The following is a 24675-nucleotide window of genomic DNA, read 5'->3' on the forward strand; positions in this document are numbered from 1 at the left end:
CCATGAGAACAAAACCAAAATGATGCTGCGGCGGCCTTCATCCACTGCCACACAGAACAATTACCAAAAGTCTAGCACGGCTTGATCTGACGCCTTAATCGGGTGTATGGAGGACGACGGCGGCAGCCGGCTTCCGCCGTCGTCCTCCGCTCTCCCCCGGGTCGGCTTTCAGGGTTGTGTTAACGGGTCAGGCCCCGCACTCGAAAGTGCGGGGCCTGACCGTCATAACGCCGACTGCCGCTTCTAGCGGAAGTCGTTGCCGAGATCGTAGTCATCCAGCGGGATGGCGTGGAACTCAGGAGCGCCGTCGCCGCCCAGGGCGTCATAGGAGAAGTCGGTGAAAGCGCTGGGGCCCGTGAACAGGCTTGCCTTTGCTTCTTCCGTCGGCTCCACAGTGACCTCTGTGTAGCGGGGCAGACCCGTACCAGCCGGGATGAGCTTACCGATGATGACGTTTTCCTTGAGGCCGAGCAGAGGATCGCTCTTGCCTTCCATGGCCGCCTGCGTCAGGACGCGGGTGGTCTCCTGGAAGGAAGCTGCCGACAGCCAGGACTCGGTAGCCAAGGAAGCCTTGGTGATACCCATGAGTTCCGGACGACCCGAAGCCGGGGACTTGCCCTCGGATACGACGCGGCGGTTCTCGTCTTCGAAGCGGGCGCGCTCTGCAAGCTCACCGGGGAGCAAGTCGGAATCGCCGGACTCGATGACGGTCACGCGGCGCAGCATCTGGCGGACGATAACCTCGACGTGCTTATCGTGGATACCAATACCCTGGCTGCGGTAAACGCCCTGAACCTCGTCCACAAGGAACTTCTGAGCGGCACGCGGGCCCATGATGCGCAGAACCTGCTTCGGGTCCACCGGACCGTTGATCAGCTTCTGGCCGACGCTGACGTGCTCGCCATCCTCGATGAGGAGGCGGGAACGGCGCAGCACCGGGTAGGCAATCTCTTCGGAACCATCGTCCGGAGTGATGACCAAGCGCATCTGGCGCTCGGACTCTTCAATGGTGATGCGGCCGGCTGCTTCAGCAATCGGTGCAACACCCTTCGGAGTACGGGCTTCGAAGAGCTCCTGGATACGGGGCAGACCCTGGGTGATGTCGTCGCCACCACCGGCGGAAACAGCACCACCGGTGTGGAACGTACGCATGGTCAGCTGGGTACCGGGCTCACCGATGGACTGTGCGGCAATGATGCCCACGGCCTCGCCGATGTCCACGGTCTTGCCGGTGGCCAGCGAGCGGCCGTAGCAAAGGGCGCAGGTGCCCACCTTGGACTCACAGGTGAGTACGGAGCGGACCTTGACCTCGGTGATGCCTGCAGCCAGCAGCTGGTCGATGACGACGTCGCCGCAGTCGGTGCCGCCGGCAGCCAGGACGTTGCCCTGGGCATCGACGACGTCGACAGCCAGCGTACGTGCGTAGGCGCTGTTCTCGACGTTCTCGTCCAGGACGAGCTCACCGTTGGAATCCGGCACGGCGATCGGGGTGACCAGACCGCGCTCAGTGCCACAGTCCTCTTCACGGACGATGACGTCCTGCGAAACGTCCACCAGACGACGGGTCAGGTAACCCGAGTTGGCGGTACGCAGAGCGGTATCGGCCAGACCCTTACGGGCACCGTGCGTGGCGATGAAGTATTCCAGAACCGACAGGCCCTCACGGTAGGAGGACTTGATCGGGCGGGGAATGATCTCACCCTTCGGGTTGGCCACAAGACCACGGATACCCGCGATCTGGCGGACCTGCATCCAGTTACCACGTGCACCGGAGGACACCATGCGGTTGATGGTGTTCATCGGGGACAGGCTGTCGCGCATCGCCTGGGCGATTTCGTTGGTTGCCTTGTTCCAGATCTCGATCAGTTCCTGGCGACGCTCGTCGTCGTCGATCAGGCCCTTGTCGTACTGGCCCTGGATCTTGGCGGCCATGTTCTCGTAACCAGCCAGGATGGCGGGCTTGGAAGTAGGCACCTCGATGTCGGAGATTGCCACAGTGACACCCGAACGGGTGGCCCAGTAGAAACCGGCATCCTTCAGGTTGTCCAGCGTTGCCGCCGTAACAACCTTCGGGTAACGCTCGGCGAGGTCGTTGACGATCCGGGACAGTTCGCCCTTGTCTGCAACAGCCTCAACCCAGGGGTAATCCTCGGGCAGCGTCTGGTTGAAGATGACCTGGCCCAGGGAGGTTTCAACGAGGGCCGGCTGACCGGGCTCCCAACCTTCCGGAGCTTCCCACCCTGCGTACGGCACGAAGTCGTCAAGGCGGATCTTGACCTGGGAGTTCAGGTGCAGGTCACGGGCGTCGTACGCCATGATCGCTTCCGAAACCGAGGAGAAGATGCGGCCTTCGCCGGCGGAACCGACGCGCTTGGTGGTCAGGTGGTACAGGCCGATGATCATATCCTGCGAAGGCAGGGTCACCGGACGGCCATCGGACGGCTTCAGGATATTGTTCGAGGACAGCATCAGGATGCGTGCTTCGGCCTGGGCCTCCGGGCTCAGCGGCAGGTGGACTGCCATCTGGTCGCCGTCGAAGTCAGCGTTGAAGGCGCCACAAACCAGCGGGTGAAGCTGGATTGCCTTGCCTTCCACAAGCTGCGGTTCGAAGGCCTGGATGCCGAGGCGGTGCAGGGTAGGTGCACGGTTGAGCAGCACCGGGTGTTCGGTGATGATCTCTTCCAGTACGTCCCAAACCTGCGGACGGTAACGCTCGACCATACGCTTTGCCGACTTGATGTTCTGGGCATGGTTAAGGTCAACCAGGCGCTTCATCACGAACGGCTTGAAGAGCTCCAGGGCCATCTGCTTGGGCAGACCACACTGGTGCAGCTTCAGCTGCGGGCCGACAACGATGACCGAACGGCCGGAGTAGTCGACGCGCTTACCGAGCAGGTTCTGGCGGAAGCGACCCTGCTTGCCCTTGAGCATGTCGCTCAGGGACTTCAGCGGACGGTTGCCCGGACCCGTAACGGGGCGGCCACGACGGCCGTTGTCGAAGAGGCTGTCAACAGCTTCCTGAAGCATGCGCTTCTCGTTGTTGACGATGATCTCCGGAGCACCGAGGTCAAGCAGGCGCTTGAGTCGGTTGTTGCGGTTGATCACACGACGGTAGAGGTCGTTGAGGTCGGAGGTCGCGAAGCGGCCACCGTCCAACTGGACCATCGGGCGCAGTTCCGGCGGGATCACCGGGACGGCGTCCAGAACCATGCCGAGCGGGCTGTTGTTGGTGGTCAGGAATGCGTTGACAACCTTCAGTCGCTTCAGGGCGCGGGTCTTGCGCTGGCCCTTGCCGTTCTGGATGGTGTCGCGCAAGGACTCGGCTTCAGCCTGCATGTCGAAGGTCTCGAGACGCTTCTTGATGGCTTCGGCACCCATGGAGCCTTCGAAGTACAAGCCGTAGCGGTCGCGCAGTTCGCGGTAAAGGCCCTCGTCACCCTCAAGGTCAGCGACCTTGAGGTTCTTGAAGCGGTCCCAAACCTGCTCGAGGCGCTCGATGTCGGCGTCGGCACGCTTGCGGACGTTCGCCATCTGGCGGTCAGCAGAGTCGCGGGCCTTCTTCTTGTCGGCAGCCTTGGCGCCTTCGCCCTCAAGACGGGCAAGCTCGTCTTCAAGGTCGCGGGCGATCGTGGCGATGTCGCTGTCGCGGTTGTCCACCATCTGCTTCTTCTCGAGGTCGTGCTCGACCTGGAGGTTCGGCAATTCGGCGTGACGGCTTTCCGTGTCAACGCTCGTGATCATGTAGGCGGCGAAGTAGATGACCTTCTCAAGGTCCTTCGGTGCCAGGTCCAAAAGGTAGCCCAAGCGCGAGGGAACGCCCTTGAAGTACCAGATGTGGGTTACAGGCGCGGCCAGTTCAATGTGGCCCATGCGCTCACGGCGCACCTTGGCGCGAGTGACTTCAACGCCACAACGCTCGCAAATGATGCCCTTGAAGCGGACGCGCTTGTACTTACCGCAGTAGCATTCCCAGTCGCGGGACGGGCCGAAGATCTTCTCGCAGAAGAGGCCGTCCTTCTCGGGCTTGAGTGTGCGGTAGTTGATGGTTTCCGGCTTCTTGACCTCACCGTAAGACCATCCGCGGATGTCTTCCGCGGTGGCGAGGCCGATCTGCATGAGGCCGAAGGAGGATTCGCTGGACATATGGTCCCTGTTCTCTCTTGTTCTCTAAATTCTGAAGTCTTGGTTACGGGAAGAGGGAGCTGTCCCGGCGGGCAATGACATTGCCCTCACCCGCCGGAACGGCTGCTAAACCTCTTCTACGGAACTGGGCTCTGCACGAGACAGATCGATGCCCAGTTCTTCCGCAGCCGTGAAGACTGCGTCATCAGAGTCACGCATTTCGATCGTGGTTCCGTCCGTGGAAAGAACTTCCACGTTCAGGCACAACGACTGCATTTCCTTGATCAAGACCTTGAAGGACTCGGGAACGCCAGGCTCAGGGATGTTCTCGCCCTTGACGATGGCTTCGTAGACCTTCACACGACCATGGATGTCATCGGACTTGATCGTGAGGAGTTCCTGAAGCGTGTAGGCGGCACCGTAAGCTTCGAGCGCCCACACTTCCATTTCACCGAAGCGCTGGCCACCGAACTGAGCCTTACCACCCAGCGGCTGCTGCGTGATCATGGAGTACGGGCCGGTGGAGCGGGCGTGGATCTTGTCGTCCACCAAGTGGTGGAGCTTCAGGATGTACATGTAACCGACGGAGATCGGGTCCGGGAACGGCTCGCCGGAGCGGCCGTCGAACAGACGCGTCTTGCCGGAGGAGTCGATCAGGCGATCGCCATCGCGGGTCACGTTGGTGGAGTCGAGCAGGCCCGTGATTTCTTCTTCGCGGGCGCCATCGAACACCGGGGTGGCAACGGTGGTCTGGCCGGTTTCACGGGGCAGGTTCGGGAGGTTCTTGACCCACTCCGGCTCGCCTTCGATCTTCCAACCGGTCTTGGCAACCCAACCGAGGTGGGTTTCCAGGACCTGTCCAACGTTCATTCGACCCGGAACACCCAGCGGGTTCAGGACGATGTCCACCGGGGTACCGTCCGCAAGGAAGGGCATGTCCTCGATCGGGAGGATCTTGGAGATGACGCCCTTGTTGCCGTGACGGCCGGCGAGCTTGTCGCCGTCGGTGATCTTACGCTTGGCTGCAACGTAGACGCGGACCAGCTGGTTCACGCCCGGGGGCAGTTCGTCGTCGTTGTCGCGGTCGAAGACGCGCACGCCGATGACCGTACCGGACTCGCCGTGGGGCACCTTCAGGGAGGTATCGCGGACTTCGCGGGACTTCTCACCGAAGATCGCGCGGAGAAGGCGCTCTTCCGGGGTCAGTTCGGTTTCACCCTTGGGGGTGACCTTACCGACCAGGATGTCGCCGGCTTCAACCTCGGCACCGATGTGGATGATGCCGCGCTCGTCAAGACCTGCCAGGACTTCCTCGGACACGTTGGGGATGTCACGCGTGATTTCCTCGGCACCAAGCTTGGTGTCGCGGGCATCAATTTCGTGCTCCTCGATGTGGATGGAGGAAAGGACGTCCTCAGCAACAATGCGCTGGGACAGGATGATGGCATCCTCGAAGTTGTGGCCCTCCCATGACATGAATGCCACGAGCAGGTTCTTACCGAGGGCGAGTTCACCCTGGTCCGTTGCGGGACCGTCGGCGATGATGCCGCCAACTTCCAGGCGCTGGCCTTCGTTGACCAGGACACGGTGGTTGTAGCAGTTGCCCTGGTTGGAGCGGGCAAACTTGTTGATGCGGTAGTTGGTCTCGGTACCGTCGTCGTTGATCATCACAACGAGCTCGGCGGAAACCTCGGTGACCACACCTGCCTTCTTCGCGATGACAACGTCACCGGCGTCGACTGCTGCTGCGCGCTCCATGCCGGTGCCCACGAAGGGAGCCTCGGAACGGACCAGCGGCACGGCCTGGCGCTGCATGTTGGCACCCATGAGTGCACGGTTGGCATCGTCGTGCTCGAGGAACGGAATCAGGGCAGTTGCCACAGACACCATCTGGCGCGGGGAAACGTCCATGAACTGAACGTCTGCAGCGGGAACCAGAACGGGCTCGCCTCCACCACCACGGGCACGGACAAGGACAGTCTCTTCGGAGAACTTCTTGTCAGCGTCCAGCGGAGCGTTGGCCTGTGCGATCAGGACCTCTGCTTCGTCGTCTGCCGTGAGGTACTGAACCTCATCGGAAACGACGCCCTCGGAAACCAGGCGGTACGGCGTCTCAATGAAGCCGAACGGGTTGATGCGGCCGTAGGAAGCCAACGAACCGATCAGACCAATGTTCGGGCCTTCAGGAGTTTCGATGGGGCACATACGTCCGTAGTGGGACGGGTGAACGTCTCGAACTTCCATGCCTGCGCGGTCACGGGACAGACCACCCGGGCCAAGGGCCGACAGGCGGCGCTTGTGGGTCAGACCCGAAAGCGGGTTGTTCTGGTCCATGAACTGCGACAGCTGGGAGGTTCCGAAGAACTCCTTGATGGCTGCAACAACGGGACGGATGTTGATCAGCGTCTGCGGCGTGATGGCCTCGACGTCCTGCGTGGTCATGCGTTCGCGGACGACGCGCTCCATGCGGGAAAGGCCGGTGCGGACCTGGTTCTCGATCAGTTCGCCAACGGCGCGGATGCGGCGGTTGCCGAAGTGGTCGATGTCATCGATGTCGACGCGGAGCTCGTGGTCTTCGCCGTCGCGCTTGCCCATGAGGGTCTTCTCGCCGGCGTGGAGCGCAACGAGGAACTTGATCATGGCAACGATGTCTTCAACGTGCAGGACCGACGCTTCCTTGTCGCCAAGGGAGCGGTCGATGCCGAGCTTGCGGTTGATCTTGTAACGGCCAACCTTGGCAAGATCGTAGCGCTTGGCGTTGAAGTACAGGTTGTCCAGCAGGGACTGGGCAGCCTCGACTGTGGGCGGCTCGCCCGGACGCAGCTTGCGGTAGATGTCCAGAAGCGCGTCTTCGCGGGTTTCGGTAGCGTCCTTCTCCAGCGTTGCGCGCATGGAGTCGTACTGGCCGAACTCTTCCAGGATCTGGCCTTCGGTCCAGCCGAGGGCCTTCAGCAGAACGGTGACCGACTGCTTGCGCTTGCGGTCGAGGCGTACGCCGACCTGGTCGCGCTTGTCGATTTCGAGTTCGAACCATGCTCCACGGGACGGGATGATCTTCGCAGTGAAGATGTCCTTGTCACTGGTCTTGTCAGCGGTGCGCTCAAAGTAGGCGCCCGGCGAGCGGACCAGCTGGGAGACAACGACACGCTCGGTGCCGTTGACGACGAACGTTCCCTTTTCAGTCATGAGGGGGAAGTCGCCCATGAACACGGTCTGCTGCTTGATTTCGCCCGTGTTGTTGTTCATGAACTCGGCCTTGACATACAGCGGTGCCGAGTAGGTGGCGTCACGGTCTTTACATTCGGCCATGGTGTACTTCGGATCAGCGAACTCCGGCTCGGAGAAGCTCAGGGACATGGTGCCCTGGAAGTCCTCGATTGGGGAGATCTCTTCGAAGATGTCGGCAAGTCCGGAGGTGGTGGCGACGCTGAGGTCGCCCTCCTCGACAGCCTTCGCTACCCGCGCCTGCCAGCGTTCGTTTCCGACGAGCCAGTCAAAGCTGTCCGTCTGCAGGGCGAGAAGATTCGGAACATCAAGGGGTTCGTGAATCTTTGCGAATGAGAGGCGGCGGGTGGCACCATCGGTGCTTGCCGTGTTAGCGGTTTCGTTATTAGAGGTGCTCGAGGCGACCAAGAGGGATCCTTCCACAGACCTTCAGGCGTTTTCAGATCTCCCCCGTTTGCATCCTGCAGAGTGCTCCGCAGCATACTTATTCCGGTTCCGCTATATGACCCGGACCCAGCCTGCTCATGGCCGTGCACGTTTCGGAACGGCACGTCAATGACGCAGCTGAGAGGTAAAGCCCACCGCTATATGAAGGCTGAAGGTTAACAGGGAAGACGCAAATATCTACGATACGGCAAAGCAGCCTTCCTGTCTACCCCAGATCGTCCGTGATTGCAAGCACCGTTGCTGCAGGCACCTAAGCAGGATCTCCAGGTGGAGGGCGACCGTGGAACTGCCCGCCGGAACAGCCCACCGGAATGCGGCGACGGCCATAACCGTTGAATGGGTAGGCTGGCGTACGCCCCGCGATAGCCTTGGTACACCACTCCCGGATCGGAAGAGAGACCATGACCAACTCCGCTGACGACAATGACGTTGTCATCCTTGCCGCTTCCCGCACCCCACAGGGTCGGCTCAACGGACAACTGGCGAGCTTCACCGCCGTCGACCTTGGCGCACATGCCATTAGCTCCGCCCTGGCAGCCAGCGGCGTCAAGGCTGAGCAGGTGGACGCCGTGATCATGGGCCAAGTGCTCCAAGCAGGGGCCGGCCAGAACCCCGCCCGCCAGAGTGCCATCGCTGCGGGAGTCGGCTGGAACATCCCGGCTGTCACCATCAATAAAGTGTGCTTGTCCGGCCTGACCGCCGTGATCGATGCCGCACGCTTGATCCGCAGCGGCGACGCAACGGTGGTTGTCGCCGGTGGCCAGGAATCCATGACCCGCGCGCCACACCTCCTCCCGGGATCCCGGCAGGGCTGGACGTACGGCGCCATCCAGGCGCTGGACGTCGCCGCGCACGACGGCCTGACGGACGCGTTCGATGGCCAGTCCATGGGCCTCTCCACGGAAACCAAGAACGTGACGCTCGGCATCGACCGCAAGGCCCAGGACGAAGTTGCGGCTGCCTCCCACCAGCGCGCCGCTGCCGCAGTCGCTGACGGAATTTTCGACGTCGAAATCGCTCCGGTCCGCGTCAAGCAGCGCAAGGGCGATCCCCTGGTCCTCACCACGGACGAGGGCGTGAGGCCCAACACCACGGTTGAGACCCTGGCCCCGCTGAAGGCCGCCTTCGCCACGGACGGCACCATCACTGCAGGCAACTCTTCCCCACTGTCCGACGGCGCCTCCGCACTGGTGCTGACCAGTCGCCGTTTCGCCGAGGACAACGGACTGGACTACCTTGCCGTCGTTGGCAAGCCAGGCCAGGTTGCCGGACCGGACAATTCGCTCCACTCCCAGCCGTCCAACGCCATTGCACAGGCATTGAAGCGTGCCGGTTGGACCGCAGAAGACCTGGACTTCATCGAGATCAATGAGGCGTTCGGCTCCGTCGCCGTCCAGTCCCTCAAGGACCTCCAATATCCGTTGGAAAAGTGCAACATCCATGGTGGCGCCATAGCCCTTGGGCACCCCATCGGGGCATCCGGCGCACGGTTGGCCTTGCACGCCGCCCATGAACTCAAGCGTCGGGGAACGGGCAAAGCCGCCGTTTCGCTGTGCGGCGGTGGCGGCCAGGGCGAAGCACTCCTCCTGTACCGCGACTGATGGCCGGCGAAGCGATTGGGCCGGGCATGGATGGTGCCGAACGGTTCCTTTCCGATGCGGCCGCCCGCGGACTGGACGTTGACGTCGTCGAGCGCCCTGCTGCCCGCAGCCTGGAAGAGGCCGCGGGCATTCTGGGCATTAGCCCTGCCGACATCGTGAAGTCGCTGGTGGTCAAGCACCGCGATGGAACTTTCCTGTTTGCGCTCATCCCCGGGGACCGCCAGATCTCTTGGCCAAAATTGCGCGCGCTGGTGGGTGTCAACAAGCTCTCGCTCCCCCACGCCGACGTCGCCCTGGCAGCCACAGGCTACGAACGTGGAACCATCACTCCCTTGGGAAGCACCACCCCGTGGCCCGTCTACGCCGATGCCACCATCACGGGGCGACGCATCTCCATGGGCGCCGGGGCACACGGCCGCAGCGCGTTCGTAGACGCAGACGCCCTCACCGCCGCACTTGGCGCAGTGGTAGCGGACATCAGCGAACCCAACTGATCGAACCCAACTGATCGAACCCAGCCGACGGAACCCCGGTAGGGGACCTTAAACGCAGGAAGCCCCGCCCGGCGAACCGGACGGGGCTTCCACAAGCAAGACGAGTTACTTGAGGGTAACCGTTGCGCCAGCTTCTTCGAGCTGAGCCTTTGCCTTCTCTGCGGCTTCCTTGGTGGCGCCTTCGAGAACAGCCTTCGGTGCACCGTCAACCAGGTCCTTGGCTTCCTTGAGGCCGAGGGAGGTGATAGCGCGAACTTCCTTGATCACTGCGATCTTCTTGTCGCCAGCAGCTTCGAGAACGACGTCGAATTCGGTCTTCTCTTCAGCAGCTTCAGCAGCACCGCCGGCAGCGGGGCCAGCAACTGCAACAGCAGCAGCCGTAACTTCGAAGGTCTCTTCGAAGAGCTTGACGAACTCGGAGAGCTCGATGATGGTCAGTTCCTTGAAAGCTTCAATGAGCTCTTCGTTGCTGAGCTTCGCCATGGTGGCGTCCTTCCATTAGTTGGTGCAGATCCGGATCATGCCGGTCCATGCACCAGAGTTTGATTGAGGGGAGAACTTAGTTCTCTTCGGTTGCAGCTTCAGCGGCTTCGGCCGGAGCCGCAACCTCTTCAGCAGCAGCCTCTTCAGCGGCCGGGGCTTCTTCAGCGGCCGGTGCAGGTGCGCCGCCCTCTTCTTCAAGCTTGAGGCGCAGGGCGTCGATGATACGGGCAGCAGCGGATGCGGGAGCCTTGAGGACACCAGCAACACGTGCAAGCTGCAGCTCGCGGGACTCGAGGGCTGCCAGTGCGGCAACTCCTGCTGCGTCCAATGCCTTGCCTTCGAAGACGCCGGTCTTGATAACCAGCTGCTTGTTGGCCTTGGCAAAGTCCGTCAGGCTCTTGGCAGCAGCAACAGCGTCACCCTTGATGAAGGCGATTGCAGTGGGGCCGGCAAGCTGATCGTTGAATGCTTCAACACCAGCTTCCTTGGCTGCAATTGCGCTCAGGGTGTTCTTGACGACCGAGAACTTGGTGTCCTGGCCGAGCGCAACACGCAGTTCCTTGAGCTGTGCAACAGTGAGCCCGCGGTATTCGGTCAGGACAGCCGCGTTCGATTCCTTGAAATCGTTCGTGATCTCTGCAACTGCGGAGATCTTGCTAGGCGTTGTCATAACCCTCCTTCCGGGGAATAAAGCCGGTCTTCCGGGTCCCCGCTCACGAGAGCTAAAACTAAAAACGCCCCGCGCAGATGCACGGGGCTTGGCTCAACACAGTTTGATCCGTGGAGACTAGCTTCGTTCACCTGCGCCGGCCGCCCTATGTTCAGGGTCCTTCGTCAAGGAATTCACTTGGGCCTCAGGGGCGTGGCTGCAGAATTGAGCTGCGCTCGAAAGAGTGGATTCCCATCAACCGACGGTCTTTGGTACTTCAAGGTTACGGGACAGTGTTCGGCAAACCAAATCGACGGCGCGCTAGTCCGAGGACGTAGTGCCCTTGTCCCTGCCGGGAAGTTCCTTTTGCCAGAGTCCGGTGACGCCCGCGGTCGTGAATCCGAGTTGCTTGTTGACCGTCAGAAGGTAGCGGTTTTCCGGCGCGTTCCAGGTGTAAATCACACGGGCGTCGGGGAACTGCTCGCTGAGCCGCTCCATGTTGGCCACTTTGATCAGCAGCCCGAGCTTGTTACCACGATGCTCCTGGAGAACCAGGGTATCGTCCTGGAAAACCACGTCCTGGCGGTGCGCCAGGACGCTGATGGTAGTCAGGCCGACGATCCGCCCGCTTTCAGCATGTTCGACGGCGGTCACTACCGTGCGCCGTCCCTGCGCCATTGCAGCGTCCTCAGTTTCACGAAGGACGGTTGGATCGAAGACCATTCCGCTCGCCTCTACCTCAGGAGCATCATCTTCGCTTTCATCACGGACCACCTCGCCAGCAGCGTTCTCCAGCGCGGCCACAGCGTCTAACCAGTGCTCCGGGCAACGGTCCGTCCAGTGATGAAGGAGATATCGCCCTCCGTTGGCCTCCTCGGCCTCCAACTGCAGCTCACCCACGAGTTTGGAATCCAGTGGCAATGCGCAGGAGCTGAACTGCTCGATGTGCTGGAGGGTATAGCCGGCGCGCTTGGCGAAATCCACTTCCCTGCTGCTGACGGGAACAAAGCCCGCGCCGCTTCCGGGGATCAGCTGATCCTCGGGTATCTCGGTGAGCGAGGTCGCCGGATGGTTCGTGTCCACCAGGGCCATGGTGCGGCCTTCCGCCCTGGCCAATTCCTCAGCCGCTTCCAGAAGTTGCCGCCCGACGCCCTGGCCTTGGAACTCAGGAAGGATGTCCAAAGTGAATTCGGCCAGGTCCTGGTTGTCTGCCAAGGGCAAGGCAACGTCCACGGTGCCCACAATGACGCCGTCAACCTTTGCCACCAAGATGATCTGGCGCTCGTAGGTATCGGAAAATTCAAGCAGTTTTTCCAGGGGGGTGTACGCGAGGTCGTCGCTCCCCCACGTCTCCATACGGACCTTGCGCCCTACTTCCACGGCGGCCAGGAAGTCAGCGGCATCGGGGCTGTCCAGGGTGTCAGGCACCCACAGCTGTTCAACTTGAACGGTTTTCGCCTCGTCTACAGTCATTCCAGCCGTTTCTGCCATTCGCCTTCAAAGCCGGAAGGCTTGAATCCAAGGGCGATATTAATGGCCAGCATATGCCGGTTTTCAGTGGCGTTCCATGTCATCACTACCGTGGCGCCCGGCCACAGCTCCTTCCCACGCCGCAGGTTTGCTATCTTCACCACCATACCCAGGCGATGACCGCGGTGCCCGGGCGCCACCAGAGTGTCCTCCTGGTAGATCACCGCGGGCGAAGCTTCACGGTGGGTCAGGACCGTATATGCCGCCAGTTCGCCGCTGGCCTCATGACGGGCAACCGACACTACGGACTCCAGCCCGCTGGCCAGCCAGGTGGATTCCTCCTGGTGAACCCGGGCGGCGTCCCATACTTCGCCCTCCCAACCCAAACCTGCAATGGGCACCTCCGTGCTCATGAGGCTCTTGAGTCGCGCGAAGACGTCCACCAGCTCGTCGGGGCAACGGTCCCGCCACGCAAGGACGGAATAGCCATCGGCGCTCTGCAGTGCTTGCGCTTCAAGTTGCTGCAATCGAGCTTCCTGGACCGGCAAGGCCAGCGTGCTGTTGGTTTCCACCTGCTCCAACGAATAGCCGTGATGGACGGCAAAGCGTGTGGAGGCTGAATTCAACGGAACTCCACCCGTTCCAGACTTGGCCTCCAGCAGTTCCACACCGGACTCGATCGGCGCGATTGGCTCCCCGCAGTACGCGTCAAAGGACATGCGCTCCCGATCGCGTGCCAGTTGCTCGAGTACTCCGAGGATCTTCGACCCAAACCCGCGCCGGCGGAAAGCCGCGCCAACCAGAACGTCCACGCCCGCCGTCGTCGTGTTTTCACTGAGTGGAAGCGTCAGCGTGCCGCTGCCCACCACCGCGCCGTCGAGTCGGGCCAGGAAGACCTGCCGCTCCTCGTACTCGTCGCCCCGCCAGAAAAGGACGGCCTCGGTCAGGGTGGCGCAGCGGTCCAGGTTTCCCCAGAGTTCCATGTGGTGGGCAACATCCAGTTCATGGAAGGCACGGAAGTCGGGCGCGCTTGCATCGAGGCCCTCGGGAACCGGGATCCGCTCGACGGACAACCGGGCGATTGCGGAAGAGTTCGACGACGACACGCACCACAGCCTACGGCGCACCACTGCCGGTGAACAGGGCAAGGCAAGAAAAAAGGACCGCCCGGCAATGCCGGACGGTCCTTCATCAGAGCAAGTGCTCCCGAAACTTACGCGTCGGTGAGAACCTTGGTGACGTTCGGGTCAACGGTGATGCCCGGTCCGAACGTGGTGGCAACGGTAGCCTTCTGGATGTAGCGGCCCTTGGAAGCGGACGGCTTCAAACGAAGCACCTCTTCCAGTGCTGCTGCATAGTTCTCAGCCAGCTTGTTGGCGTCGAAGGACACCTTGCCGATGATGAAGTGGAGGTTGGAGTGCTTGTCGACGCGGAAGTCGATCTTGCCACCCTTGATGTCGTTGACAGCCTTGGTGACATCCGGGGTAACCGTACCGGTCTTCGGGTTCGGCATCAGGTTACGCGGGCCGAGAACCTTACCGAGGCGGCCAACCTTGCCCATGAGGTCAGGGGTTGCCACTGCGGCGTCGAAGTCGGTCCAGCCGGCTGCGATCTTTTCGATCAGGTCATCGGAACCAACGAAGTCGGCGCCGGCAGCGATTGCTGCTTCAGCCTTGTCACCGGTTGCGAAAACGAGGACGCGGGCGGTCTTACCGGTGCCGTGCGGCAGATTGACGGTGCCACGAACCATCTGGTCAGCCTTACGCGGGTCAACGCCCAGGCGGAATGCGACCTCAACGGTTGCGTCGAACTTGGAAGGGTTGGTGTCCTTCGCGAGGTTGATGGCCTCGATCGGGGCGTAGACCTTGTCTGCCTCGATCTTGGCTACGGCTGCCTCATATGCTTTGCTGCGCTTTGCCATGCTGCTGTTTCTCCTTGTGCAGTTGTGGTCTGCGGACCGCGCTGGGCCCTGCCACAGCCGTGGATCCGGCAAGGATCCTGCGACATTTCAATGTTTCAGATGCCGGTTGCCCGGCGGTAAGGCTCAAAAAAGCCTTGGAGGGTATTAGCCCTCTACGGTGATGCCCATGGAGCGGGCGGTGCCTGCGATGATCAGGGCAGCTGCCTTGATGTCGTTGGCGTTGAGGTCTTCCATCTTGGTGGAAGCAATTTCCTCAACCTGCGCCTGGGTCAGCTTGGCAACCTTGACGGTGTGCGGGGTAGCCGAACCCTTGGCAACGCCTGCAGCCTTCTTGATGAGCTCTGCAGCCGGCGGGGTCTTGGTGATGAAGGTGAAGGAACGGTCTTCGTAAACCGTGATTTCAACCGGGATAACGTTTCCGCGCTGGGATTCCGTTGCAGCGTTGTACGCCTTGCAGAATTCCATGATGTTGACACCGTGCTGGCCAAGTGCAGGACCGATCGGCGGAGCCGGGTTAGCGGCACCTGCCTGGATCTGCAGCTTGATGAGGCCGGTGACCTTCTTCTTGGGAGCCAATGTAGGGTCCTTCTCTCAATAGCTTCCTGGGACACAGGAGCGCGTCCCAGGTTGGTGGCCGCCATGGCGAGGCGGCCGGCCGCTCCCGAACTGCTAAGCAGGCAGGACTGGAGCGAAAATTGGAATCAGCTAGATCTTGGTGACCTGGTTGAATGCGAGCGTCACCGGAGTTTCGCGCTCGAAGATCGAGACCAGCACCACGAGAGTCTGGGACTCGGGCTTGATCTCGGAGATCGTTGCAGGCAGGGTCTCGAACGGACCTTCCTTGACGATGACCGACTCGCCGACCTCGAAGTCGATGGCCACGGGAGCCTGGTTCTGCTTGTTGACCGGCTTGCCCTGCTCAGCCTGCTCTTCTTCGAAGACCGGGGCCAGCATGGAGAAGACCTCGTCAAGGCGCAACGGGACGGGGTTGTGGGCGTTGCCCACAAAGCCGGTGACACCCGGGGTGTGACGGACGGCGCCCCAGGAGGCGTCCGTCAGGTCCATGCGGACCAGGACGTAGCCGGGGATGCGAACGCGGTTGATGACCTTGCGCTGCGCATTCTTGATCTCGACGACCTCTTCCATGGGGACCTGGATCTCGAAGATGTAATCTTCCATGTCCAAGGTCTGGATGCGGGTCTCAAGGTTGGCCTTCACGCGGTTCTCGTAACCGGCGTAGGAGTGGATGACGTACCAGTCACCTTCCTGGCGGCGCAGCTTGGCCTTGAACTCGTCAGCGGGATCCACGGGGGCTGCAGCAGCAGCGGCTGCCAGCTCGTCGCCGTCGGTCTCTCCTGCAGCGTCGACGTCAGAGTCTTCCTCGGCGTCGGACTCGTCGTCTACGTCAGCCTCGAAGTCCTCTTCGGAATCGTCGGCGTCGACGTCGGCAGATTCGGGCGCAGCGGAATCAACCTCGGACTCTTCCGCGACAATTGCCGTGGCGTCGGCTGAGTCCTCGGCGGATCCGCCCAGCTCAGTCTCGTTTACCTCGAGCTCCTGCTCAGACACTTGGTCTCCTGCTTCCTCATTGCCTAACATGCCTATTTAAATGGCTCAATTCCGCAAACCCCGCAAAATCCCTGAGTTACCAAGGAGTTCACACAGTTTGCGGACAGATCCGCTTAGCGGTCCCCGGCCCCTGTCCCACCGAAGACCCAGCTGACTCCCGTGCCGAAGGCAAGGTCCAACAGGGTGACGATGAGCATCATGATGGCCACGAACACCAGCACCACGAGCGTGTAATTGATCAGTTCCTTGCGGGTGGGTGCAACGACCTTCTTCAGTTCACCAATGACCTGGCGGACGAAGAGTGCAATACGGGCAAAGAAGCCGCGATCGGCTTTCTTGGCGGGACGGCCCTTGGAGCTGCTGGCAGCTGTTTCGGTCACCTGGTCCTCACTCACCTTGCAAAGTCGTTGACCCGACTCTGATCAGAGCCATGGTTGCTGCGCGTGCTCCGGCGTTTCCACCGGAACAGCTTGCGCAGGGCAGACAGGACTCGAACCTGCAACCTGCGGTTTTGGAGACCGCTGCGCTACCAATTGCGCCACTACCCTATGGATCAAATCCATGTTTCAGGCCGCACTTCAGCCTGTGGTGCTTTTCAACACCGGTGAACCAGTCTACGCAAGAATTTCGCGATAGTCGAACCGGCCCATTTCCGGACCTCCCAGCCCTCAATAAAGCCTGTGACCAGCATTATCAGTCACAAAGTTCGGCAGGCACCCGGGAGCTCCGCAGAACAGCATAAGGTAGTTTACGTCGAATCCCATCATCCAGCCCACGAGCTGCCTGCGAAGAACGGTACATAGATGTCTGCCGGAACAACTACCGCCCGCATTTCACAGCGAATTTCCGCCATTGCCGAGTCCGCCACCCTTGCCGTTGACGCCAAGGCCAAGGCGCTGAAGGCCGCGGGGCGACCCGTGATTGGTTTCGGTGCGGGCGAACCCGATTTCCCTACCCCGGATTACATCGTCCAGGCGGCCATCGAAGCTGCCAGCCAACCGAAGTACCACCGGTATTCCCCCGCCGGCGGTCTTCCCGAACTGAAGAAGGCCATCGCCGAGAAAACCCTTCGGGACTCCGGCTACACGGTGGATCCTTCCCAGGTCCTGGTGACCAACGGCGGCAAGCAGGCCGTGTACAACACGTTCGCCACCTTGGTTGATCCGGGTGACGAAGTCATCATCCCCACGCCGTTCTGGACCACGTATCCGGAGGCCATCCGCCTCGCCGGCGGCGTACCCGTCGAGGTGTTCGCTGGACCGGAGCAGGGCTACTTGGTGACTGTTGAACAGCTGGAAGCCGCCGTGACGGACAAGACCAAGATGCTGCTGTTCGTCTCCCCGTCCAACCCCACGGGCGCCGTCTACAGCCCGGAACAGGTTGCGGAGATCGGTAAGTGGGCAGCGGCCAAGGGCCTTTGGGTTGTCACCGATGAGATTTACGAACACCTCACCTATGACGGCGTTGAGTTCACCTCCATCGCCACGGCCGCGCCTGAGCTCGGCGACAAAGTGGTCATCCTCAACGGCGTGGCCAAGACGTACGCCATGACCGGTTGGCGCGTGGGCTGGATGATCGGCCCGGCCGACGTCATCAAGGCCGCCACCAACCTGCAGTCGCACGCGACCTCCAACGTCTCCAACATCATGCAGGTCGCCGCCGCCGCTGCCCTCACGGGCCCACTGACCGCCGTCGACGAGATGAAGGTTGCCTTCGACCGCCGCCGCAAGGCGATTGTGGCCGGCCTGAACGCCATCGAGGGCGTTGAATGCCCGACGCCGACGGGCGCGTTCTACGTGTACGCGGACGTCCGAGGATTGCTGGGTAAGGAATTCGAGACCTCCAACGGTCCCGTCCGCCCCACCACCTCCGCAGAACTCGCCACGCTCATCCTTGACGAAGTCGAAGTTGCCGTGGTTCCGGGCGAGGCGTTCGGGCCCTCCGGCTACGTGCGCCTGTCTTACGCCCTCGGCGACGACGACCTCGCTGAAGGTGTTCGCCGCATCCAGGAATTCCTGGGCAAGGCCAAGTAGCAAGCAACCTACGCAAACGCTCTTCCATCGTGACAGGTGGAAGAGCGTTTGCGTTTAAGGCACGGGATGTGAGCGGGCGATGGGTAAATCCCCGCGGGATGTGAAAGGGCGTCAGAGGAGGCGACGCTCGGCCGCCCACTTGGTGAGTTCGTGACGGCTGGAGAGCTGGAGCTTCCGCAGGACGGCGGAGACATGCGTTTCCACCGTCTTGATGGAGATGAACAGCTCCTTGGCCACCTCCTTGTAGCTGTAGCCCCGCGCGATTAGCCGCATGACTTCCAACTCCCGTGCGGAGAGCTTGTCCAGTTCGTCGTCCGCAATGTCCGCCGGAGCGGTTCCAAAAGCGTCGAGCACGAAACCGGCCAGGCGCGGCGAGAACACCGCGTCGCCATCGGCCACCCTCATCACGGCGTCGGAGATCTCCTTGCCGGAAATGGTCTTGGTGACGTAGCCGCGGGCACCGGCACGAATGACGGAAACCACATCCTCCGCGGCGTCGGACACGCTCAGGGCCAGGAAGCTGGTGGTGCCCAGCAACGCGGCGGAGCCGGCGATGACCTCGCGGCCTCCCCCACCCAGGCCACCAGGCAGGTGCACGTCCAGGAGCACCACCTCCGGGCGGGTTTCAACGATCACCGCAATAGCCTGCTCCACGGTTCCGGCCTCGCCCACCACATCCATCCGGGCATCGAGATCGGCCTTCAAACCGGACCGGAAAATCGTGTGGTCATCCACGATCACCACACGCACGGTGCGTCCTGCACCGTTGTCAGGGGCGTTGTTCATCGCTTCGCTTCTCCGTTCCGCATTGGTTCACTGTTCCGCGCTGGTTCACTGTTCCGTATTGGTTCACTGTTCCGCTGGTCCCCGGCATCGGCGTTTGCTGACGGAAGGGCCAGGCGGACTTCCGTGCCGTCGCTGCTGCTGTTGATGACCGCAGTTCCACCGTGCCGTTTCATACGGCCAATGATCGATTCCTTAACGCCCAGCCTGTCATCGGGCACGGCATCGAGGTTGAAGCCGGGGCCGCGGTCCTTGATGAAGATCTCAGCACTGCCGTCGGCGCTCTCCAAGTACACGGAAACCGTTCCGCCGCCGTGCCGGGCAGCGTTGAGCATCGCTTCCCTGGCTGCTTGGACCAGGGCCTCGTGCCGGTCCGTCATGTCGGTATCGCCCACGGTGACCACCTCCACCGCGTGGCCGTGGGAGTCCTCCACCTCAGCCGCGATCGACTTGATCCGCTCGGCCAAGCGCCCGGCTTCCTTGGCGGCATCGCTGAAGAGCCATGCCCGGAGTTCGCGTTCCTGCGCCCTGGCCAGCCTGACCACGTCCTGTTCGGAGCCCGCCCTCCGCTGAATGAGAGCCAGGGTCTGGAGCACGGAGTCGTGCAGATGCGCGGCGATTTCCGCGCGCTCCGTCTCACGGACGCGGCCTGCCCGTTCGGATTCCAGGTCTTTCCAGAACTTCAGCCCCCAAGGCAGCAATACCAAGGCGACGCCGCCAAGGACGGCAACCGATGCCAGGAGCGCCAGCCAGGTCTGCTCCCAAGACCCCGAACCGGACACCATCACCAGGACACCGGCAACCACCAGGGCCAGGCCGGCTGCGAGGCGGACCCATCCACCTGCTTGGTCGGCCTTCGTCTTGTCCACCAGTCCGGCCCTGCGGGTTTCGTCCAGCTGCATCCACGCAATCGCAGCACCGCCCAGGATTGCTGCCGCCGGAATCAGTGTGCCCAAAGGAACGTCCACGCCGAACTGGCGGGCTATCAGGATGGCAGCCACCAACAGCAGTGCCGCGCCAAGCAGGATTTCCTTGCCGTATTGGATCTTGCGGAACGAGAACCAGGAGGCCAGCGCGCTGCCGCCCCACCAATCCCCAGAAGCGTTGATGCCGGATGCGGGACGGGCGCCGGCTGGGCCGGTGGTTCCGCCGGTCGCTGAGCCACCCCCCGGACCACCAGCCGCCGACGGTCCGCCGAACGCCGCCGGTACGGGTCCGGCGTCGTACGTTTTCGGCGCGGTCGTGATCCCTACGCTGTCCGCCGGGACGGGCGGCAGGCTCACGGCAGGAGCAATGGGCGACGCCGGGCGGCGGGCATTGCGCTTGGCGTTCTCGTCCGCGGTGGGAACCATGGTCCACAACCACGCGTAGAAGGCCACGCCTGCTCCGCCTGCGAAACAGGCCAGGATCATGCCCAGCCTGACGAGCTTGACGGGCCAGCCCAAATGATCGGCGAGTCCGCTGCAGACGCCTGCGATCATGCGGTCGCTGCTGCGGACCAGCGTGGGGCGTTGTACAGCGGTTGTCATGTATCAATCCAAGCACGGATCAGGGTGCCCCGGATTGGAATCCCGGGTTGTTGGGGGTTCTCTCAGGGATCATTCAGGGTATCCCCCAGTAGAGGGGAGGGCAGGCCGAACGGCAGGATCGAAGTATGAACGCGAACAGCATGAACCCAGAGGAACCCGGAACGCCAGGCAACGCCGGCACATCCGGCTCCAGCGCCACCAGTGGCGCTTCCACCGGCGCCGCCGGTTCCGCTTCCGGGACCCCGGAAGAACCCGCCGCCGGCGCTTCCGCCGGCTCTGGCCCTGCCACAGGTACCTACACACCCGCTGGCGCCGACCCCGCATCCTCCCAGCAGAACTTCTTCGACTGGATCCGCAGCCAAGGGATCCGCCGCGGACCGGACCGCTGGATCGGCGGCGTGGCAAGTGGCGTGGCCCACCGCTTCGGCATCGATCCGCTGATCGTCCGAGGCATCTTCATCGTCCTGGCACTCTTTGCCGGCGTGGGCGTTCTGCTGTACGGCGTGGCATGGGCGCTCCTGCCCGAGCCGGACGGCCGCATCCACGTTCAAGAGGCTGCAGCCGGCCGATGGTCCGGAGGCATGACCGGGGCGTTGATCACCTCCATCATCGGACTGCCGAGCCTGGGCCGCGGATTCTGGGGCTGGGGCTGGGACGGACTGCCAGGACTCTTCTGGACACTCTTCTGGATGGGTGGCGTCTTCTACCTGATCTACTTCCTGGTTCAACGCAACAAAGCTTCGAAGGGAACTCCACCCATGGGCCCGCAGAACTACGCAGCCGCACCAGGCAGCACTCATGCCTACGGGACCCCGACCACCTACGGAAGCACGGCAACTACCGGAACCAACACCGGCGTGCCCGTGTACGGCGCATCCGTCCCCGGCACCAAGCACCAGGGACGGCCCAATCCTTCCGGCGGATACAGCTCCGGCCCGGTTCCGCCGTCGGTCCCCCACAATCCTTCCGGCCCCTCCGTGCCTTCGGGTCCGCGGCCACCGTACGGCCCCACTCCCCCGCATGGATGGCAGCCTAAGCCGGCTGCACCCAAGCGCAAGGGGCCGGGCGCCGCGATCGTGGCCGTCTCTGCAGGCGCAGCATTGCTGGCCGGCGGTACATTGAAAGCCCTCGACGCCGGCAACGTCATTGAGCTGGGCAACACGGGCAACGCCGTGGTCTGGGCTACAGGTGCCGCAGTTCTCGGCTTGGGCATTCTTGTGGCGGGGCTTCGGGGGCGGACGTCAGGGTTCCTGGGCTTCCTCGCAGTGGTTGCCTTGATCATCGGCGGAATCTTCAACGTGGTTCCAAGGAACGGCGACCGTTGGACGTTCGACGACGTCAATTGGGCACCTACAAGCCTGGAGCAGGCGCGGCAGGGAATTGATGTCACTGGAGCCAAGGGCCTTGTGGACCTCAGCGAGATCACAATGACGCCTCCCTTGATTTCCGAAGTCCTGATTCCCGTGGATGCCACGGCAAGCAACGTCACGGTCATCATCCCCGACGATGTCCCCGTTGAGGTCCGGGCCGACATGACCTTCGGCAACCTCAACGAACGTGGCACGGACCGGGGTGGCCGGCTGCAGGACGACAGGACCCTATACAACACCGAAAAACCCGGCGCAAGGCTCGTGGTGGAAATCGACGGCACGTTCAGCAACGTGACCATCCAGGAAGGAAACTGACATGAGCACCAACGAGCCAGGCAAGGCCCACGAAGCCCAGCCAACCCAGCCCCTGCCCCGGGAAACGAACCCCACGGAAGCTCTTCCCAAGCCCACCCTCCAACCGATTCCGCTCACGCCGCCCCTGGAGCCCAGCTTCAAGGTTGAAGCCCCCGAGGATAACGACCAACCCCGGGAAGCCCGGATCGGCACCGTGGTGTGGGGGCTGATCGTCATGGCTTTGGCCGCCTTGATCGTCGTTTCGACGCTCGGGTGGGTGACACTCAACGGGACCTATGTGCTGATCGGCCTCATGATCGGCGCGGGCGCTGCCTTGGTGGTAGGTGGGCTTCTGTCGGCCCGCAAGGGATCCAAGAAAGTGACCACCACAAAGTGACAAAGCACCTGCAACAAGGGAGTCTGTAGCCATGGACAAGTTCTTCAGCATCGTCAGGGGCTTCGGCCTGAAGCGTGGACCGCAACGGTGGCTGGGCGGCATCTGCGGAGGCATCGCCGCAAAGCTCAAGGTAGACGTAGCGTATGTCCGGGTTGCCTTCCTGCTTTTCTGCCTGCTTCCGGGACCGGCAATCGTGGTCTACATCCTGGGCTGGCTCATCCTGCCGGACCAGAACAACAAAATCGCACTGGAATCCTTTATCAGCCAACGTTCCCGGTAGTTGCCGATACACCACTGCAAAGTTTCACAGCGATACAAAGCGCCCCGCCGCCGGTGGGGCGCTTTTCGTCGTTTTCAGGCAGGTTTCCACTACCGCACAGCCGGGCTCCGAAGTAACCATTTGTGTCCCACCCCACATGCGCGTCTACAATCATTGGGAGCTCAGCGTGGCGCTCTGCACGTATTCCTCCAAGCCATGAGTGAGCAAACATGAAAATTGGCATTCTTACCAGCGGTGGCGACTGCCCCGGCCTCAATGCAGTGATCCGGGGAGCAGTCCTCAAGGGCATCGCCATCCACGGCCAGGAATTTGTGGGCTTCCGCGACGGCTGGCGTGGCGTGGTTGAAGGTGACGTCATCGACATCCCCCGCACCATGGTCCGTGGTATCGCCAAGCAGGGTGGCACCATTCTGGGCACCTCCCGCACCAACCCCTTCGAGAACGGCGGCGGGCCGGACGTCATCAAGGCCCACATGGAGCGTTTGGGCATTGACGCCATTATCGCCATCGGCGGTGAGGGAACCCTGGCCGCTGCCAAGCGGCTTACCGACGCCGGCCTGAAGATCGTTGGTGTCCCCAAGACCGTGGACAACGACCTCGATGCCACTGACTACACCTTCGGCTTCGATACCGCGGTACAGATTGCCACCGAGGCCATCGACCGCCTCCGCACCACCGGCGAATCCCACCACCGCTGCATGATCGCCGAAGTCATGGGACGCCACGTCGGCTGGATCGCACTGCATGCCGGCATGGCAGCCGGAGCCCATGCCATCCTGATCCCGGAACAGAAGGCGAGCATCGAGCAGATCACCGAATGGGTGCAGGAAGCCCACGACCGCGGCCGTGCGCCGCTGGTGGTAGTGGCCGAAGGATTCGTGCCGGATCACATGGAGTCTCCGCACTCCGAGCGCGGCCTCGATACGTTCGGCCGCCCCCGCCTTGGCGGCATCGCAGATCAACTGGCACCCGAAATCGAGGCGCGAACGGGCATTGAAACCCGAGCCACGATCCTCGGCCACATCCAGCGTGGTGGCGTACCCACCGCCTACGACCGCGTCCTGGCGACGCGCCTGGGGATGGCCGCCATCGACTCGGTGGTGGAAGGCCGTTGGGGCACCATGGTGGCCTTGAAGGGCACGGACATCTCCCATGTTGGCTTCGAGGAAGCCCTGGGCAAGCTCAAGACCGTTCCGCAGCACCGTTACGACGAAGCGTCGGTGCTGTTCGGCTAGTCGGCTAGGCTGAATCCATGACCCTAGAGCCCACGTCCGCTGCCATCATCCAGCTGGCGTGGGCTCGCCATTTGGGACTCGACGACGACGCCTTCGCCACGGAGGCCGCCCGGCTCACCACCCCTGAAGCGGACCCGGGGGACCCCACGCGCCGCATCATCCGCGTGGACGACTCGGCGCGGGCAGTGACGTTCCTGCGACTCTTCGGCGTTTCGGCATTGGTAGGGCCGCAGTGGGCGCTGGACGCAGCCGCCGGAATCCCCGATACCGAGCTCGCACAGCACGTTACGTTGCTGACCCTGACCAGATCCCACGGCGGACACGGGCTGGGATCCTCGGCGTTGTTCTTCGCGGACGATCTACCCCTTCAGCAGCCTTCGGAAGACCTGACGGTCTCACAGGGCAACCCCGAAGCAATCAGCCTTGAAGCTTTGTGCCCTCCGGACGACGTCAACGAGGTGCGGCTCCAAAGTCTTGAGCACCGCTTCACGATTATGCATCCCGACCAGGATCCGCCCACGCCCGTGGCCTGCGGCGCCTACTCCGAGTGGGAGGGCATCCTGGCCAACATGGGCGTCTTGGTGGCACCTCCATGGCGTCGCCGGGGCATCGGCACGCTGGCCGCGTCCATAGCTGCGCATGAAGCCCTGGCAGCGGGGCTGACCCTGCAGTGGAAGGCCGATGTCAGCAACACAGGAGCGCTCGCGATGGCCCGTAGCCTTGGCTTCGCCACGGGCGGGCTCCACGCGAGCGTCCTGCTCGGCTGAGTTAGG

General features: G+C 62.5%; 20 protein-coding genes and 1 tRNA gene. 8 read left to right on the forward strand and 13 right to left on the reverse strand.

Annotated elements, in window-relative coordinates; genetic code table 11:
* Positions 1-243: 243 nt before the first annotated feature.
* Together ACR30Z_RS02675 and rpoB are read right to left on the reverse strand one after the other, a co-directional pair.
* Positions 244-4143: a DNA-directed RNA polymerase subunit beta' gene (locus tag ACR30Z_RS02675; RefSeq protein ID WP_144648596.1), complete on the reverse strand. Its 3900-nt coding sequence runs from the start codon at positions 4141-4143 to the stop codon at positions 244-246.
* 105 nt (positions 4144-4248) lie between these two features.
* Entirely contained in the window at positions 4249-7755 is a 3507-nt protein-coding gene (gene rpoB, locus ACR30Z_RS02680) for a DNA-directed RNA polymerase subunit beta (RefSeq protein WP_144648597.1), read from the reverse strand.
* 440 nt (positions 7756-8195) lie between these two features.
* Between rpoB and ACR30Z_RS02685 the strand changes: the two genes are divergently transcribed.
* The gene (locus ACR30Z_RS02685) at positions 8196-9395 is read left to right on the forward strand and encodes an acetyl-CoA C-acetyltransferase (RefSeq protein ID WP_144648598.1); all 1200 of its coding nucleotides are present in this window, start codon (positions 8196-8198) and stop codon (positions 9393-9395) included.
* Complete coding sequence (locus ACR30Z_RS02690; RefSeq protein WP_144648599.1) at positions 9395-9889, forward strand: aminoacyl-tRNA deacylase; 495 nt, start codon at positions 9395-9397, stop codon at positions 9887-9889. The genes ACR30Z_RS02685 and ACR30Z_RS02690 overlap by 1 nt, the downstream gene beginning before the upstream one ends.
* A 105-nt stretch (positions 9890-9994) precedes the next feature.
* Here ACR30Z_RS02690 and rplL read toward each other — a convergent pair whose 3' ends face one another.
* The 9 genes from rplL to ACR30Z_RS02735 all read right to left on the reverse strand — a co-directional run bounded on the left by rplL (position 9995) and on the right by ACR30Z_RS02735 (position 16529).
* A complete protein-coding gene (gene rplL / locus ACR30Z_RS02695) occupies positions 9995-10372 on the reverse strand; it encodes a 50S ribosomal protein L7/L12 (RefSeq protein WP_090817745.1) in 378 nt (125 codons plus the stop codon).
* Between the two features lie 76 nt (positions 10373-10448).
* Complete coding sequence (rplJ, locus tag ACR30Z_RS02700; RefSeq protein WP_144648600.1) at positions 10449-11042, reverse strand: 50S ribosomal protein L10; 594 nt, start codon at positions 11040-11042, stop codon at positions 10449-10451.
* Positions 11043-11342: 300 nt separating this feature from the next.
* Positions 11343-12512 (reverse strand): GNAT family N-acetyltransferase, encoded by a 1170-nt coding sequence (locus tag ACR30Z_RS02705; protein WP_434371131.1) that lies wholly within the window; start codon positions 12510-12512, stop codon positions 11343-11345.
* Positions 12491-13597 carry a GNAT family N-acetyltransferase gene (locus tag ACR30Z_RS02710; protein ID WP_434371132.1) on the reverse strand — a complete coding sequence of 369 codons (1107 nt, stop codon included), beginning with the start codon at positions 13595-13597 and terminating at the stop codon, positions 12491-12493. Before ACR30Z_RS02710 ends, ACR30Z_RS02705 begins: the two co-directional genes overlap by 22 nt.
* Positions 13598-13704: 107 nt before the next feature.
* Positions 13705-14412 (reverse strand): 50S ribosomal protein L1, encoded by a 708-nt coding sequence (gene rplA / locus ACR30Z_RS02715; RefSeq protein ID WP_026539797.1) that lies wholly within the window; start codon positions 14410-14412, stop codon positions 13705-13707.
* A 144-nt stretch (positions 14413-14556) separates the two neighbouring features.
* Complete coding sequence (rplK, locus tag ACR30Z_RS02720; RefSeq protein WP_011775609.1) at positions 14557-14988, reverse strand: 50S ribosomal protein L11; 432 nt, start codon at positions 14986-14988, stop codon at positions 14557-14559.
* A gap of 129 nt (positions 14989-15117) precedes the next feature.
* A complete protein-coding gene (nusG, locus tag ACR30Z_RS02725; protein WP_434371133.1) occupies positions 15118-15981 on the reverse strand; it encodes a transcription termination/antitermination protein NusG in 864 nt (287 codons plus the stop codon).
* Between the two features lie 113 nt (positions 15982-16094).
* Positions 16095-16376, reverse strand: coding sequence for a preprotein translocase subunit SecE (gene secE, locus ACR30Z_RS02730; protein ID WP_144648604.1), 282 nt, complete (start codon positions 16374-16376; stop codon positions 16095-16097).
* A gap of 80 nt (positions 16377-16456) precedes the next feature.
* Positions 16457-16529 (reverse strand) — tRNA-Trp (locus tag ACR30Z_RS02735).
* Between the two features lie 255 nt (positions 16530-16784).
* On the opposite strand from ACR30Z_RS02735, the gene ACR30Z_RS02740 reads away from it, so the two are divergent.
* The gene (locus ACR30Z_RS02740; RefSeq protein ID WP_434371134.1) at positions 16785-18014 is read left to right on the forward strand and encodes a pyridoxal phosphate-dependent aminotransferase; all 1230 of its coding nucleotides are present in this window, start codon (positions 16785-16787) and stop codon (positions 18012-18014) included.
* A gap of 111 nt (positions 18015-18125) precedes the next feature.
* Here ACR30Z_RS02740 and ACR30Z_RS02745 read toward each other — a convergent pair whose 3' ends face one another.
* Together ACR30Z_RS02745 and ACR30Z_RS02750 are read right to left on the reverse strand one after the other, a co-directional pair.
* On the reverse strand, positions 18126-18800 hold the full coding sequence (locus ACR30Z_RS02745) for a LuxR C-terminal-related transcriptional regulator (protein WP_144648606.1): 675 nt from the start codon (positions 18798-18800) through the stop codon (positions 18126-18128).
* A complete protein-coding gene (locus ACR30Z_RS02750; RefSeq protein ID WP_434371135.1) occupies positions 18797-20326 on the reverse strand; it encodes an ATP-binding protein in 1530 nt (509 codons plus the stop codon). Before ACR30Z_RS02750 ends, ACR30Z_RS02745 begins: the two co-directional genes overlap by 4 nt.
* A gap of 125 nt (positions 20327-20451) precedes the next feature.
* On the opposite strand from ACR30Z_RS02750, the gene ACR30Z_RS02755 reads away from it, so the two are divergent.
* The 5 genes from ACR30Z_RS02755 (at position 20452) to ACR30Z_RS02775 (ending at position 24669) form a co-directional block, all read left to right on the forward strand.
* Positions 20452-22011, forward strand: coding sequence for a PspC domain-containing protein (locus ACR30Z_RS02755; protein WP_434371136.1), 1560 nt, complete (start codon positions 20452-20454; stop codon positions 22009-22011).
* 1 nt (position 22012) lies between these two features.
* Positions 22013-22387, forward strand: coding sequence for a hypothetical protein (locus ACR30Z_RS02760; RefSeq protein ID WP_434371137.1), 375 nt, complete (start codon positions 22013-22015; stop codon positions 22385-22387).
* Between the two features lie 31 nt (positions 22388-22418).
* Entirely contained in the window at positions 22419-22667 is a 249-nt protein-coding gene (locus ACR30Z_RS02765; protein WP_144648609.1) for a PspC domain-containing protein, read from the forward strand.
* Positions 22668-22876: 209 nt separating this feature from the next.
* Positions 22877-23902: a 6-phosphofructokinase gene (locus tag ACR30Z_RS02770; protein WP_018776708.1), complete on the forward strand. Its 1026-nt coding sequence runs from the start codon at positions 22877-22879 to the stop codon at positions 23900-23902.
* Positions 23903-23919: 17 nt separating this feature from the next.
* A complete protein-coding gene (locus ACR30Z_RS02775; protein WP_434371138.1) occupies positions 23920-24669 on the forward strand; it encodes a GNAT family N-acetyltransferase in 750 nt (249 codons plus the stop codon).
* The last annotated feature ends 6 nt before the right edge of the window (positions 24670-24675 follow it).

The sequence above is a fragment of the Paenarthrobacter sp. FR1 genome, from assembly GCF_051106045.1.
Taxonomy (GTDB): domain Bacteria; phylum Actinomycetota; class Actinomycetes; order Actinomycetales; family Micrococcaceae; genus Arthrobacter; species Arthrobacter nitroguajacolicus_A.

Coding starts and splice junctions, on each gene's coding strand:
- ACR30Z_RS02675 (WP_144648596.1), bottom strand. CDS start 4,143: ATGTCCAGCGAATCCTCCTTCGGCCTCATGCAGATCGGCCTCGCCACC.
- ACR30Z_RS02685 (WP_144648598.1), top strand. CDS start 8,196: ATGACCAACTCCGCTGACGACAATGACGTTGTCATCCTTGCCGCTTCC.
- ACR30Z_RS02690 (WP_144648599.1), top strand. CDS start 9,395: ATGGCCGGCGAAGCGATTGGGCCGGGCATGGATGGTGCCGAACGGTTC.
- rplL (WP_090817745.1), bottom strand. CDS start 10,372: ATGGCGAAGCTCAGCAACGAAGAGCTCATTGAAGCTTTCAAGGAACTG.
- rplJ (WP_144648600.1), bottom strand. CDS start 11,042: ATGACAACGCCTAGCAAGATCTCCGCAGTTGCAGAGATCACGAACGAT.
- ACR30Z_RS02705 (WP_434371131.1), bottom strand. CDS start 12,512: ATGGCAGAAACGGCTGGAATGACTGTAGACGAGGCGAAAACCGTTCAA.
- rplA (WP_026539797.1), bottom strand. CDS start 14,412: ATGGCAAAGCGCAGCAAAGCATATGAGGCAGCCGTAGCCAAGATCGAG.
- ACR30Z_RS02740 (WP_434371134.1), top strand. CDS start 16,785: ATGTCTGCCGGAACAACTACCGCCCGCATTTCACAGCGAATTTCCGCC.
- ACR30Z_RS02745 (WP_144648606.1), bottom strand. CDS start 18,800: ATGAACAACGCCCCTGACAACGGTGCAGGACGCACCGTGCGTGTGGTG.
- ACR30Z_RS02750 (WP_434371135.1), bottom strand. CDS start 20,326: ATGACAACCGCTGTACAACGCCCCACGCTGGTCCGCAGCAGCGACCGC.
- ACR30Z_RS02755 (WP_434371136.1), top strand. CDS start 20,452: ATGAACGCGAACAGCATGAACCCAGAGGAACCCGGAACGCCAGGCAAC.
- ACR30Z_RS02760 (WP_434371137.1), top strand. CDS start 22,013: ATGAGCACCAACGAGCCAGGCAAGGCCCACGAAGCCCAGCCAACCCAG.
- ACR30Z_RS02765 (WP_144648609.1), top strand. CDS start 22,419: ATGGACAAGTTCTTCAGCATCGTCAGGGGCTTCGGCCTGAAGCGTGGA.
- ACR30Z_RS02770 (WP_018776708.1), top strand. CDS start 22,877: ATGAAAATTGGCATTCTTACCAGCGGTGGCGACTGCCCCGGCCTCAAT.
- ACR30Z_RS02775 (WP_434371138.1), top strand. CDS start 23,920: ATGACCCTAGAGCCCACGTCCGCTGCCATCATCCAGCTGGCGTGGGCT.